Source organism: Allohahella sp. A8 (assembly GCF_047946665.1).
GTDB lineage: Bacteria > Pseudomonadota > Gammaproteobacteria > Pseudomonadales > Oleiphilaceae > Allohahella.
In genome coordinates this window covers 2,240,267-2,253,532 of the sequence record NZ_CP172312.1, presented here as the reverse complement: position 1 = coordinate 2,253,532, position 13,266 = coordinate 2,240,267, and the positions used below count along the sequence as shown (strand labels likewise).

10 protein-coding genes are annotated in these 13,266 nt (G+C 57.5%); 8 read left to right on the top strand and 2 right to left on the bottom strand.

What is annotated here, in order from left to right; genetic code table 11:
- The first annotated feature begins 138 nt into the window (after positions 1-138).
- From ACH3PB_RS10070 to ACH3PB_RS10060, 3 genes are read left to right on the top strand one after another with little or no spacing between them, the layout of a single operon-like run.
- Positions 139-867 (top strand): ABC transporter ATP-binding protein, encoded by a 729-nt coding sequence (locus ACH3PB_RS10070; protein ID WP_416399342.1) that lies wholly within the window; start codon positions 139-141, stop codon positions 865-867.
- A complete protein-coding gene (locus ACH3PB_RS10065; protein WP_416399341.1) occupies positions 864-3,416 on the top strand; it encodes an ABC transporter permease in 2,553 nt (850 codons plus the stop codon). The genes ACH3PB_RS10070 and ACH3PB_RS10065 overlap by 4 nt, the downstream gene beginning before the upstream one ends.
- 2 nt (positions 3,417-3,418) lie before the next feature.
- A complete protein-coding gene (locus ACH3PB_RS10060) occupies positions 3,419-4,396 on the top strand; it encodes an alpha/beta fold hydrolase (protein ID WP_416399340.1) in 978 nt (325 codons plus the stop codon).
- Here the strand turns inward: ACH3PB_RS10060 and ACH3PB_RS10055 are convergent.
- Both ACH3PB_RS10055 and xseA read right to left on the bottom strand, forming a co-directional pair.
- A complete protein-coding gene (locus tag ACH3PB_RS10055; RefSeq protein ID WP_416399339.1) occupies positions 4,390-5,658 on the bottom strand; it encodes a M48 family metalloprotease in 1,269 nt (422 codons plus the stop codon). The two genes, ACH3PB_RS10060 and ACH3PB_RS10055, sit on opposite strands and share 7 nt — an antisense overlap.
- A gap of 15 nt (positions 5,659-5,673) precedes the next feature.
- A complete protein-coding gene (gene xseA / locus ACH3PB_RS10050) occupies positions 5,674-7,110 on the bottom strand; it encodes an exodeoxyribonuclease VII large subunit (protein WP_416399338.1) in 1,437 nt (478 codons plus the stop codon).
- 159 nt (positions 7,111-7,269) lie between these two features.
- Between xseA and guaB the strand changes: the two genes are divergently transcribed.
- The 5 genes from guaB to ACH3PB_RS10025 are packed head-to-tail and all read left to right on the top strand — an operon-like array spanning position 7,270 to position 13,260.
- Positions 7,270-8,739 (top strand): IMP dehydrogenase, encoded by a 1,470-nt coding sequence (gene guaB / locus ACH3PB_RS10045; RefSeq protein WP_416399337.1) that lies wholly within the window; start codon positions 7,270-7,272, stop codon positions 8,737-8,739.
- Positions 8,729-10,324: a glutamine-hydrolyzing GMP synthase gene (guaA, locus tag ACH3PB_RS10040; RefSeq protein WP_416399336.1), complete on the top strand. Its 1,596-nt coding sequence runs from the start codon at positions 8,729-8,731 to the stop codon at positions 10,322-10,324. Before guaB ends, guaA begins: the two co-directional genes overlap by 11 nt.
- Positions 10,315-10,878 carry a tRNA adenosine(34) deaminase TadA gene (tadA, locus tag ACH3PB_RS10035; RefSeq protein WP_416399335.1) on the top strand — a complete coding sequence of 188 codons (564 nt, stop codon included), beginning with the start codon at positions 10,315-10,317 and terminating at the stop codon, positions 10,876-10,878. The genes guaA and tadA overlap by 10 nt, the downstream gene beginning before the upstream one ends.
- 40 nt (positions 10,879-10,918) lie before the next feature.
- Positions 10,919-11,920 (top strand): UDP-glucose 4-epimerase GalE, encoded by a 1,002-nt coding sequence (gene galE / locus ACH3PB_RS10030; RefSeq protein ID WP_416399334.1) that lies wholly within the window; start codon positions 10,919-10,921, stop codon positions 11,918-11,920.
- Complete coding sequence (locus ACH3PB_RS10025; protein WP_416399333.1) at positions 11,917-13,260, top strand: UDP-glucose dehydrogenase family protein; 1,344 nt, start codon at positions 11,917-11,919, stop codon at positions 13,258-13,260. The genes galE and ACH3PB_RS10025 overlap by 4 nt, the downstream gene beginning before the upstream one ends.
- Positions 13,261-13,266 lie beyond the last annotated feature (6 nt).

Below are 13,266 nucleotides of genomic sequence, written 5' to 3'. Positions count from 1 at the left end.
CGTCCTGCCCAGCCCGGTGCAATAGATTTTCCTGCGCCGAGCGTATAAGGTTTGTCGAAAGCCGGCCTGGCCAGCTTCCACTCGTTTCCCCATCCATTTACGATAACTGCGACCCCAAAGTCCATGCCTGATGATGTAATGAAAAAATCGCAAAGTTCGTCAGACTCTGTGCTGGCGCTGTCTGGAATCCGCAAGACTGTATCTGGAGCCACACCACTGACCATCCTCGAACAGGTTGATCTCGATGTGGTGGCGGGTGAGTCGCTGGCGATTCTGGGTCGCTCAGGTTCAGGCAAGACCACACTGTTATCCATTATGGCCGGCCTTGATGTGCCCTCTGCTGGCGAAGTGGTTTTACAGGGTGCACAGCTCAGTAGCCTCGACGAAAATGGACGGGCGAGTGTACGACGGACTTCGGTTGGCTTCGTCTTCCAGAACTTCCAGCTGCATCCATATTTGAGCGCGCTGGAAAACGTCATGCTGCCACTCGATCTCAAAGCGAAGTACGGCGAGCTGGACAGCACCGCGAGGACGTCTGCCCAGGAAGCCGAGTCGTGGTTGCAGCAGGTTGGTCTCGGCGGCCGCATCAATGCATGGCCGACCCAGTTATCTGGTGGCGAGCAGCAGCGCGTGGCGCTTGCGAGAGCGTTTGCCGGCCGACCCAGGATACTTTTCGCCGATGAGCCAACGGGAAATCTTGACGAGGCGACAGGTGGGGAGATCATCGACCTGCTGTTCGAACTGAATCACAAGCAGTCAACGACACTGATTCTCGTGACGCACGATATCAAGCTGGCAGAGCGCTGCCACCGTAGGGTCTATCTCTACGACGGTCGTCTCCATGACGAGCCGGCTACAGTCGCATGAGTATCCGTCGTGAGCTGAGGCAGCCTGCCTTCAGAATCGTGTTCTACAGTCTCTGCGTCATGTGCCTGATGCTGATGCTGATGATGCGTCTCAATGTGGCACTCGTCGAAAAGTTCGAGCAGGGGCAGCGGGCGCTCGCAGGCGGGGATCTCCTGCTGGATTCGAACCGGCAACCTGAGCCTGCCGATCGATGGACGACCCTAGCACGCGAAGAGGGCCTTTCGTTTTCGGAGAGTTACGAATTTTCGACCATGGCGGCGGTAGAAGACCGGCCAGCGGTTCAAGATCCTGAGTCCGCACTCCCTGAATTTCAGTTGGTCTCGGTCAAGGCTGTGGACCAGCATTATCCCCTGGCGGGCGACCTCGATGTCGAGACGAGGGGAAGCGCATCGGATAGCGAGAATGCTGGTGAAAGACGATCCTCAGGACCGCCGCCGGGAGAAATCTATCTGGCCAGAACCTTGTTTGAACGCCTGGGTATCGAGCTCGGATCGAAAATTCGAATTGGTCGACAGGTTTTTGAAGTTGGTGGTCGCCTGCTGTCGGAGCCAGACCCTTCATTTCGTATTGTAGGTGCGGCGCCGCGCGTGCTGATGAACTTTGCCGATGTTCCGTCGACCGGCGTGATCCTGCCCGGCAGCCGCTACGAGTATGAACTCAACATGAGCGGCACAACCGAAAGGTTGAATGCCTTCGAGGCGGCCGCAACGCCCATGATGGGGGCATCCGACGAACTGGAGTGGGCCAATTCGCGGGAGGGCACACTGTCTCGCGCTTGGGAACGAAGCAGCGCGTTCCTTGCCTTGGCCGCACTCGCGACTATTCTGATCACCCTGGTTTCCCTGCAGCTCGCTCTGGAACTTTACGTCATGCAGCAACAGCGCATCGTCGCCTTGCAGCGGACGCTGGGCATGACATCAGACGTTCTGCTGCGGGACTATCTGGCTAAGCTGGGCATGGGCCTCCTGTTGGCGCTGACTTTCGGCTGGGCAGCTTCGCTGGGACTGGAGCGAGGTCTGTTTGCCCTGCTTGGCGAGCAGGTCGACCTGCCGGCCTCACCGCTGTTCGGCTGGTGGATGTTGCTGCCCGCCGGCGTCGTCGTCTTCGTCTGTCTGTTTCAATGGTATCCACAGCTTCGATCGCTGTTGCAGGCGCCACCGGCGAGTCTGCTGCGACAGAGCGAAGACGGCAGTGTGGCGAGCTCGAAAGCCGGGAGGCTGTGGACGCTGGTGGGCTATGCGCTGCTGGTGGTGGCTCTCGCCCTCTACCTCGGCAGCACCTTGTTGGTGGTCGTGGTCATGGCGCTCTTCCTCGTGCCATTGCTGTTGGCAGCCCTGCTATTCCTGCTGGCCCGACTGGCAGCCAGAATGCTGTCTGGCGATCGCCACGTCATCTATCCAGGCACCTGGCGTTCAGCGCTGGCAAATATACTTCGACGACCCTGGTGGGTGATTCCGCAGACGGCTGCGCTGGGTAGTACCTTTGGCTTGCTGCTGACCGTCTTCCTTATCCGCACAGAGCTCATCACCCAGTGGACGACACAGCTTCCGGATGATGCGCCAAACCATTTTCTCATCAACATCGCCCCTTTCGAACGGGCGGATCTGGAGAGCTTGATTCAGGGCACCGCGAAGACGCTGCAGCCAATGTATCCGCTGATCCGTGGACGTCTCGCCGAGATCAACGGCGAGGACGTCAAGACGACAGTGTCCAAGGAGAAAGACGTGAACGCGCTCAATCGGGAGCTGAATCTGACCTGGGCGGCGGATCTGCCGGAAAGTAACAAGGTCGTTGAAGGCGAATGGTGGTCCGAGCCGTATGAGCCACAAGCGGAGGAGGGGATCGTGAGGGTATCGGTCGAGTCACTACTCGCCCAACAGCTCGATCTTGCCGTGGGCGACGGCCTGGTTTTCGATATCGGGTCAGAGCGCTTGCCCGCAGTGGTCGGCAGCATTCGCAGCGTTGACTGGACCAGCCTCAAACCAAATTTCTATATCATTTTCGAGCCCGGTGCGCTTGAGGCTTTCACTCCCTCATATATCACAAGTTTTCGGGTGGACGATGATCGCTCTGCAGCACTCCTGTCGACGATTAATAGGAATTATCCCACGGTATCCATTCTCGAACTTGGGCCGCTGATATCGAGAATTCAGGTGCTGCTGAAGCAGGTCGGGCAGGGGCTTGAGCTGCTTCTGGCTATCGTCATTGCTGCGGCGGCTCTGGTTGTTGTGGTGGTCATGCTACGTGAGGCGCCGGTGCGGGCACATGAGACGGCGCTGATGCAGGCGCTGGGACTCGATCCCGCCTCCTTGCGTTCGACGCAGCGCTGTGAGTTTTTCTTCATTGGCTGCGCGAGCGGCTTGCTGGCCATGGTCCTGAGCCAGACGGCGAGCCTGGTGCTGCAGATCAAGGTCTTCGATATGGACCCGACGGTGTACTGGCAATACTGGCTGCTGCTGCCAGCCGGCTTGGGCCTTGTCATAGCACTCTACGCCAGCTTCAATCTTCGCTCAGCCATGCGGCAGCAGCCGGCAGCGGTGCTGAAGTGAATATGGCGGCCGCAGTAGAACCGGCTCATCATCCTATCCACGACAGCGAACTCATTCAGTTCGAGCAGGTATTCGCGAAGGATGAGCTGGACGGGCTTGAGCAGAACCTTGTCATTCGTGGGTGGCGCTCACCGGTGAGGGGGCGTCCTCTCATTCACTTTCTGCACGGCAACGGCTTCTGTGCTTCGGTTTACTGGCAGATGCTTGCGCCGCTGGTGTGCGACAGCGACGGGCAGCAGGCGCCGTTCGACTGCATCCTGACAGATCTGCAGGGCCATGGTGAGTCAGAGGCCGGCAGTCATTTTCTAGGCTGGAATGGGAACGCGAGCCTGGCTACGGCTGTAATCGAGTCTGTTGCTGCGGAATTCGGCGAGGTAACGCGTTACGCAATTGGCCATAGTTTTGGTGGCGTGCTGACCGCCATGTTATGCAGCCGGAATCCGAAGTTGTTCAGTCGCGCCGTCTTACTGGACCCAGTGCTGTTCACGCCAGTGATGATTAACCTGCTTCGCGTGCAGAAGTTTTTTCTGCCCCGGTATCGCACACCCTTCAGTCAGAAAGCCCTGAAGCGGCGCGACCATTGGAATTCGTTCCAACAGGCTGCCGATAGTCTCAGAGGGCGAGGCATCTACAAAGGCTGGTGTGAGGCGAGCTTGCAGGATTTTATCCTCGGTGCACTTGAAGCCAGGGAAGAACGAGGGACAGTGGCGCTACGCTGTCCGACCTGGCTTGAGTCGGATATTTTCAACAGCGTGCCATTCGGCTTGTGGAGGGACATAAAACGTTCTGAGACCCCAACCCGAATTCTTTACGGTGAACGCTCCTATCCTTTCGTCGCCAAAGCGGCTCGGCTCGCAGCGAAGCAAAACAGTCACTTCAGCTATCGCGAACTACCGGGCGGGCACTGCTTCATGCAGGAGGATCCCGAGCTCGCCCGCAACGAGTTGTTGCAGGCGCTCAGCAGTCATCCCGCTTACTGAAACTGCGCCAATCGTGATCGGGCGATATCCCCGGTTCGACCTTCAGCCTGAGCCGCGACCCTGTAGTATTCGATCGCCTGACGTGGCTGATCTTTCTTCAACGAAATATCCCCCATTGCCAGGTGGCCAACAGAGGTGGGCAGCAGTTCATTAGCTTTCTGTAGGTCGCGCTCAGCACCGGCCAGCTGCCCCGTTGCCTGGCGAACCAGACCTCGCTTCAGCAAGGGTTCAAAATACTCGGGATTCAGCGATATGGCCTTGTCATAGTTCTGCAGGGCGAGTTTTTCATTCCCCAACTTGGCATAGACATCGCCCTTGAGCTGATAGAACTTGCCTTCTTCCGGCTCGATCTTGATTGCCTTCTCGGCCAAGGTCATTGCGGCACTGGTGTTGCCTTCGCTCAAGGCCTTCAGGCCCTCGTTATAGGCCTCATAGGCGGGTGCGGCGCGACGGGTCCGGGCTGTTGCCTTCATGAAGGCCTGTTCACCGCGATAGTCCGCATCCGGATATCGGGCTTGCAGCTGCTTCGCATGTTCGGCATTGGCTTCGACGCGATCCTGTGAGGGCGGGTGCGTGGCGAACATACCTTGAATCCATGACGGGTTGTTGCCCTCCGAAAGCTCGACGAAAATCTTTTGCAACTCCACGGCTGCCTTGGGGTCGTAGCCGGCCTTGACCATGTATTCCATGCCGTAATGGTCTGACTCGAGCTCATGGTTACGACCGTATTTTGCCAGCGCCAGCGTTGAACCCAAAGCCGCACCGCCAACCAGCAATTGGCCGTATTCCTGGTTGCTCATAGCCAGCCCGAGGCCCGCCATGCCTGCGCTTACGAGCATGCTGTTCTGCATGCGCTGCGCGCCGTGCCTTGCCGCTGCGTGAACGATTTCATGACCGAGTACAGCCGCGAGCTGCGCTTCATTATCGAATTTCGTGAGCAGGCCCCGGTTGATAGCAATTTTGCCGGAGGGGAGGGCCCAGGCGTTCGGCACATCGTTGTTAAGCACTACGAACTCGTAGGGTAGATCTGGCTGATCGCTTACTGCAGCCAGTTTCTCGCCAACTTTCCGCACATAGTGCGTGAGCTCAGGGTCCAGCGTATACGCACCACCCTGTGACTGTTGCGCAGGTTCGTACTGTTGCTGGCCTATAGCCATTTCCTGCGACTCGGATACGAGGTCGAGCTGCTTTTTGCCGGTAACGGGATTGGTCGTGCATGCGGCTAGAAGGCTGGTAAGGGCCGCCGCGAGAAAAATACGCATTGGTATCATGGCTGGTCAGTCTCCGCCTGAGTCAGTTACAGATTCTACAAGGCATTCGGCCTGCCCGTCTTTCAGTCGTACGGTCAGACGGTCGCCGGGATCAAGCTGCTCTATTGAGCTCACTACTGAGCCGACTATACCTCGGCTGCTCGCGTGCTCGCCATCCGTCATGGTGCTGACACCTTTTGATCCTGTGCTTACGATGGCGTAGCCGCGGTTCATGGTTGCCAGTGGGCTCAGTTGTTCGAGCTGGCGAGCAGCTATGATGAATTGCTGACGACTATTGTGCAGGGATTGCTGGCCACAGCGGGATAGCCGGCTGAGCAAGTCGTTCACCCGCTGTCGACGATCACGCATCGGCCTGGCCAGATCGATTGCGTCAAAGCGTGAACTCAATTGGCTGACGTGCCGCCGCTGGCTGGAGAGCAGGCGATCCATAGCTGACTGAAGACGTAGCTGGTGCTGATCGAGCGTTTGCGCGTGTCGCTCCAAGGTCTGGCCCGGGTGCTGGAGGCGATCGCACAGTGCCTTGAATACCTGGCTGCTGTGGCGAAGTACGCGGCTCATGGCCTGGTTCTGGCGTGCGTCGAGCTGGGCGGCCCGCGCCAGCCAGTCCGCCTGTACCGGGCTGGCATGCTCTGCCGCGGCTGAGGGCGTCGGCGCCCGAAGATCTGCAACAAGGTCGCTTATCGTCACATCGGTCTCGTGACCCACTGCCGAGATGACCGGCGTTTCGCAGGCGGCAATGGCTCTGGCCAGCCGCTCGTCATTGAAACACCACAGATCTTCCGCCGAGCCACCGCCGCGGCCAATGATGATCAGTTCGACTGCGGGATCCCGATCGGCACAATGTAAGGCCGCTACCAGTTCAGATACCGCCGTATCGCCCTGCACAGTGCTTGCGAAGACCTTGACTGGCAGTAGCGGGCAACGGCGCTTAAGCACATGCAGAATATCGTGCAGTGCTGCACCGGTATCACTGGTGACGACGCCAAGGCCCGCCGGCATGACAGGAATCGCGCGCTTCCGCAGGGGGTCGAACAGGCCGTCGGCTTCGAGTTTACGCTTGAGCTGGTCGAAGGCCTGCTGCAGTGAACCTGCGCCAGCATCGAGCATCGCATTCGCAACGAGCTGATATTCGCCGCGATTCTCGTAGATGCTGGCGCGGGCGCAGATCAGTACCGACTGCCCGTTCGCCGGTTTCCAGCGGACACTTGTGTTGCGGTTGCGGAACATTGCGCAGCGCACCTGGGCCGCATCGTCCTTTAATGTAAAGTACCAGTGACCAGAGGCCGGACACATAAAGTTCGAAATTTCACCGATGATCCACACCTGGCCAAAGGTATTTTCCAGTAGCATCCGGGCGGCCAGGTTGAGCGCTGAAACACTGAGCGGCCGCTGCTCAGAGGTACCCGGGCGTGCGCCGGTCTCATCAGTATTTAAAAAGGCCATAAGGTAATCTTGGTTTCCACGTGCTTGTTTGTTGAGTCCAGTAACATATAATACCCGGCACTATTGACTCTGTGCCCGATGCGCTTGATGCGCCCGCCTGCTAGCTGCGGCCGCTTTCGATCGTAGCGCTCACGCCATTTCCCAGCGAAGATATTCTCTATGTTACGACTCGCGCAAGAATCTCTCACCTTCGACGATGTTCTTCTGCTCCCAGGTTACTCCGAGGTGCTGCCAAAGAATGTTGATCTCTCCACCCAGCTGACTCGCGACATAACTCTCAAGATTCCACTCATTTCCTCGGCAATGGACACTGTCACCGAAAGTGGTCTTGCGATCGCACTGGCCCAGGAAGGTGGTGTCGGCATCATTCATAAAAACATGACGCCGGAACGACAGGCCGCCGAAGTTCGCAAGGTCAAGAAGTTCGAGACCGGCGTAATCAAGGACCCTATCACGGTTTCGCCTGATACCACAGTGGCGCAGGTTCGCCAGATTACCTTCGAGAACAAGATCTCAGGCCTGCCGGTCGTGCAGGGTGAGGAGCTGGTAGGCATCGTGACCCGCCGCGACATCCGTTTCGAAACTGACCTGAACAAGAAAGTTGCCGAGCTGATGACCGGCAAAGACAAGCTTGTCACAGTTCAGGAAGGCGCTGATGCCGCTACTGTCATGTCACTGCTGCACAGGCACCGCATCGAGAAGGTGCTCGTGGTCAACAGCGAATTCAAGCTGCGCGGCCTGATTACGCTGAAGGACATCCAGAAAGCAGAAGATTTCCCCAATGCCTGCAAGGACGACCAGGGTCGTCTGCGGGTTGGTGCTGCCGTCGGTACAGGCGGCGATACAGAACACCGGATTTCGGTCCTGGTCGGCGCTGGCGTGGATGTCGTCGTGGTAGATACCGCGCATGGCCATAGCAAGGGCGTTCTCGACAGGGTGCGCTGGATCAAGAAGAACTTTCCTGATGTGCAGATCATCGGCGGCAATATTGCGACCGCTGACGCTGCGCTTGCGCTGGCTGATGCTGGCGCCGATGCCGTGAAGGTTGGCATTGGCCCTGGCTCCATCTGCACGACCCGTATCGTTGCAGGCATCGGCGTGCCGCAGATCAGCGCTGTTGCGAACGTAGCCGCTGTAATGGCCAAGAAGAACATTCCCGTCATCGCTGATGGTGGTATCCGCTTCTCCGGCGATATCGCCAAGGCCATCGTTGCTGGCGCCAGCAGCGTCATGGTTGGTGGATTACTCGCTGGTACCGATGAGGCGCCAGGCGAAATCGTGCTGTTCCAGGGTCGTAGCTACAAGGCCTATCGAGGTATGGGCTCGCTCGGTGCCATGTCGCAGACGCAGGGTTCGAGTGATCGGTATTTCCAGGACATCAGTAGCGGCGTCGAGAAGCTGGTGCCCGAGGGCATTGAGGGCAGGGTGGCCAGCAAGGGCCCGCTGTCGAACGTCATCGTTCAGCTGATGGGCGGTGTTCGCTCCGCTATGGGTTACACGGGGTGTGCCGATATCCAGACCATGCGCACGGTGCCGCAGTTCACACGCATTACGTCTGCCGGTATCAGCGAGAGCCACGTCCATGACGTCACAATCACCAAAGAGGCGCCCAACTACCGTGTCAGTTGAGAACGCAGGCAAGGACATTCATGAGCACCGCATACTGGTGCTCGATTTCGGCAGTCAGTACACCCAGCTCATCGCGCGTCGTATCCGTGAAATCGGTGTGTACTGCGAAATTCGCGCTTTCGATATCACGCAGGCGGAATTCGAAGAGTTTGCGCCAAAGGGCGTTATTCTCGCTGGAGGGCCCGAGTCTGTAACGCAGCTTGATTCGCCGCGTGCGCCGGCCTTCATCTATGAGCAGCCGCTGCCACTGCTCGGCATCTGTTATGGTCTTCAGACCATGGCCGAGCAGAACGGCGGTAAGGTGGCTGGCGCTGAAGCACACGAGTTTGGCTATGCGCAGGTTGAGGTCATAGGCGAGCCCTCTCGATTGTTGGCAGATATCCGTGACCACCTTGGTCCTGATGGCCGGACGCTGCTCGACGTCTGGATGAGCCATGGCGATAAGGTTGTCGATGTCGGTGATCAGTTCCGGGTTACAGCGACGACGCCGAGTGCGCCAGTAGCGGCGCTCGAGCACGTGTCGAAGCCATGGTATGGCGTGCAGTTTCACCCCGAAGTCACGCACACGATTCAGGGACAACGCATACTTGAGCGTTTCGTAAAAGATATCTGCGGCTGCGAATGCCTGTGGACCGCCAGCCGCATCATTGATGATGCGATTGCCCAGGTCCGGGAGACGGTCGGTACCGATAAGGTGCTGCTTGGGCTTTCCGGCGGCGTAGACTCGTCTGTCGTCGCGGCGCTGTTGCACAAGGCGATTGGCGATCAACTGACTTGTGTATTTGTCGATAATGGCTTGCTTCGCCTGCGCGAAGGCGAGCAGGTCATGGAAATGTTCGCCAAGAACATGGGCGTCAAGGTCATCCGCGCCGATGCCGAAGACCAGTTTCTCGACGCGCTCAAGGGCGTCAGCGATCCCGAAGCGAAGCGCAAGATCATCGGCAAGGTGTTCATCGACGTGTTTGATGAGCATGCGACGAAGATCAAGGACGTCAGCTGGCTGGCCCAGGGCACTATCTATCCTGATGTCATAGAATCCGCTGCCGCCAAGACCGGCAAAGCCCATGTGATCAAGAGCCATCACAACGTCGGCGGTCTTCCTGAGCTGATGAATCTGAAGCTGGTCGAGCCACTGCGTGAGCTGTTCAAGGACGAAGTGCGACGTATCGGTGTCGAGCTCGGCCTGCCTCACGATATGGTCTATCGCCATCCGTTCCCCGGGCCGGGTCTGGGCGTGCGTATCCTTGGTGAGGTCAAGAAGACCTATGCCGATCTGCTGCGACAGGCCGATGCCATCTTCATCGATGAGCTGCATGCCGCTGACTGGTATCACAAGGTGGCGCAGGCCTTCGTCGTCTTCCTGCCAGTGAAGTCAGTAGGCGTAGTGGGCGATGCCAGGCGTTATGAATATGTCGTGGCGCTTAGGGCTGTCGAGACCATCGATTTCATGACGGCACGCTGGGCGCATTTGCCATATGAGCTGATCGAACGCATTTCGAACCGCATCATCAATGAGATCAAGGGTATTTCCCGGGTCACCTATGATGTGTCGTCGAAGCCGCCGGCTACGATTGAATGGGAATAGGCGCTGAAAACGCTAAGGTCTGTCAGAGCCATCTTGCTCAGGTAGACGTAGAAGAGAACGATAAAAAATGGATGGCACTGGCCATGGTTCAGGCTGCATCAGCTTATGCAGCGGGTGAAGTCCCCGTCGGCGCCGTTGTAGTAGATGATGATACTGGTCAGGTAATCGGCCAAGGCTGGAACGCGCCCATTGGCCGCTGTGACCCTAGCGCCCATGCGGAAATGAATGCGCTGCGTGAGGCCGGTCAAACCCGCCGTAATTATCGGCTGACGCCTGCTACACTCTACGTGACGCTCGAACCATGCATGATGTGTCTCGGTGCGGCTATCCATGCGCGCGTTACGCGTCTGGTGTTCGCGACACGTGAGCCCAAATCAGGCGCCGTGGTGAGCCATGGTGATCTGCTTGCCAAGTTTCCCTTCAATTGGCAGTTGGCCTGGAGTGAGGGTGTGCAGGCCGAAGAGAGTCGCCATTTACTACAGACATTTTTCGCTGAGCGCAGAGCAGCAGTAAAAGCCGCGCGAGCGGGCGTCTCAGCCGATCAGAACCCCTAGCGGGTACAATCTTTTTCTGAAGTTTATAAGGTGAAACAGCATGAAAGTTTTAGTAACTGGCGGCGCCGGCTATATCGGTAGCCATGTCGTACGCCAGCTGGGCGAGGCTGGCCACAATATAACGGTCTTCGATAACCTGTCGACCGGTTATCCCTGGGCCATTCTGAGCGGAAAGCTCGTTGAAGGCGACCTGGGAGACCCGGACGCCATCGATCGCCTCATGAAAGGTCAGAATTTTGAAGCCGTGCTGCACTTCGCCGCTCATATCGTTGTTCCCGAATCCGTCGAAAACCCGCTGAAGTATTATCGGAATAACACCAGAAATACGCTGAATCTGTTAGGCGCTATCGAGAAGCACAAGATTCCCCGCCTGGTATTCTCCTCGACGGCGGCTGTTTACGGTATGCCCGATGAGACTGTCATCGGCGAAGCGAGCCCGCTGCAGCCAATCAATCCTTATGGCGCGTCCAAGCTCATGAGTGAGCAGATGATTCAGGACTTTGCAGCAGCCAGCGGCCTGAATTACACCATCCTGCGTTACTTCAATGTTGCAGGCGCAGACCTCGAAGGCCGAATCGGCCAAGCCACGCCTGAAGCGACCCACCTTATCAAGGTCGCCTGCGAATGCGCGAACGGCGTTCGTGACGGCATGAAGATTTTTGGCACCGACTACGATACTCGCGATGGTACCTGTGTGCGAGATTACATCCACGTCGAAGACCTGGCCAAGGCGCATGTGATGGCGCTGGATCATATGGCCGCCGGTGGCGAGTCGAATATCCTCAACTGTGGCTATGGCACAGGCTTCACCGTCAAGGAAGTTGTTGACGTTGTGAAGAAGCTCTCTGGTGTGGATTTTCCCGTGGAGCTCGTTGATCGCCGCCCAGGTGATCCGGGCGCACTGGTGGCCGCCAACGACCGAATCAAAGCTGTGCTTGGCTGGAAGCCTGATCACGCCGAACTCGAGACAATCGTCCGTTCAGCGCTGAACTGGGAAAAAATCTGGCAGGAGCGAAAGTCTTCAACAAGGAGTGAATCATGAACATAACTATCTTCGGCACCGGCTATGTCGGTCTGGTCACTGGCGCCTGTCTGGCTGATGTGGGTCATCACGTCATGTGTGTCGACGTCGACAAGACGAAGATCGAAAACCTGAAGAACGGCATTATCCCGATCTTCGAGCCTGGTCTCGAGCCCATCGTGCAGTCGAATTTCGAAGCTGGCCGGCTGAAATTCACCACCGACGCGAAAGAGGGCGTGGATTTTGGTCAGCTGCAGTTTATTGCCGTTGGCACGCCGCCTGACGAAGATGGTTCGGCTGATCTCAAGTACGTGCTCATGGTTGCGCGCACGATTGGCGAGCACATGAACGACTACAAGGTTGTCATCGACAAGTCTACCGTGCCTGTGGGCACAGGTGACCGAGTCAAGAAGGCTATCCAGGAAGTGCTGCAGTCGCGTAATAGCGATTTGCGTTTTGATGTCGTGTCCAATCCCGAGTTCCTCAAGGAAGGCGACGCGGTCGGTGACTTCATGAAACCAGATCGAATTGTCATCGGTGCCGACAGTGAAGAGCCGATTGAACTGATTCGCGAAGCTTACGAGCCTTTCAACCGTAGTCACGACCGTATCATTTCCATGGACATCCGTTCAGCGGAGCTGACCAAATATGCGGCAAATGCCATGCTCGCGACCAAGATCAGTTTCATGAACGAAGTGGCTAACCTGGCCGAAAGACTGGGCGCAGACGTGGAGAACGTTCGTCGTGGTATTGGTTCTGATCCGCGTATCGGTTATCACTTCATTTATCCTGGCTGCGGCTACGGTGGCTCCTGCTTCCCGAAAGACGTGCAGGCGCTGGTGATGACGGCTGACTCAGTGGGCTACGATTCCGAGCTGCTCAAGGCCGTCGAGTCGGTCAACTATCGTCAGAAGTCCAAGTTGTTCGAGAAGGTCAACAAGTACTTCGATGGCGACCTGAAGGGCAAGACCTTTGCCATTTGGGGACTGTCGTTCAAGCCCAATACCGACGACATGCGTGAAGCGTCCAGCCGTGTTCTCATGGAGCTGTTGTGGGAGGCCGGCGCGAAGGTCAAGGCTTACGATCCTGAAGCCATGAAGGAGACGCAGCGGATTTATGCTGACCAGGACAATCTCGATCTCTGCGGCACGAAGGAGCAGTGCCTCAAGGGTGCGGACGCGCTGCTGATCTGCACGGAATGGAAGGAATTCCGTTCGCCAGAGTTCGCGGTGATCAAGAACAGCCTGTCACGACCTGCGATTTTCGATGGCCGAAACCTGTACGATCCAGAGCGTATGGCGCGCAAAGGCTTCGACTATTACGCGATGGGGCGTGGCCTGAGTGTTCAGAAGTTTATCTAAGGACAG

Excerpts from the sequence above, each read along its gene's own strand:
- ACH3PB_RS10070 (WP_416399342.1), top strand. The coding sequence starts at position 139 with ATGAAAAAATCGCAAAGTTCGTCAGACTCTGTGCTGGCGCTGTCTGGA.
- ACH3PB_RS10065 (WP_416399341.1), top strand. The coding sequence starts at position 864 with ATGAGTATCCGTCGTGAGCTGAGGCAGCCTGCCTTCAGAATCGTGTTC.
- ACH3PB_RS10060 (WP_416399340.1), top strand. The coding sequence starts at position 3,419 with ATGGCGGCCGCAGTAGAACCGGCTCATCATCCTATCCACGACAGCGAA.
- ACH3PB_RS10055 (WP_416399339.1), bottom strand. The coding sequence starts at position 5,658 with ATGCGTATTTTTCTCGCGGCGGCCCTTACCAGCCTTCTAGCCGCATGC.
- xseA (WP_416399338.1), bottom strand. The coding sequence starts at position 7,110 with ATGGCCTTTTTAAATACTGATGAGACCGGCGCACGCCCGGGTACCTCT.
- guaB (WP_416399337.1), top strand. The coding sequence starts at position 7,270 with ATGTTACGACTCGCGCAAGAATCTCTCACCTTCGACGATGTTCTTCTG.
- tadA (WP_416399335.1), top strand. The coding sequence starts at position 10,315 with ATGGGAATAGGCGCTGAAAACGCTAAGGTCTGTCAGAGCCATCTTGCT.
- galE (WP_416399334.1), top strand. The coding sequence starts at position 10,919 with ATGAAAGTTTTAGTAACTGGCGGCGCCGGCTATATCGGTAGCCATGTC.
- ACH3PB_RS10025 (WP_416399333.1), top strand. The coding sequence starts at position 11,917 with ATGAACATAACTATCTTCGGCACCGGCTATGTCGGTCTGGTCACTGGC.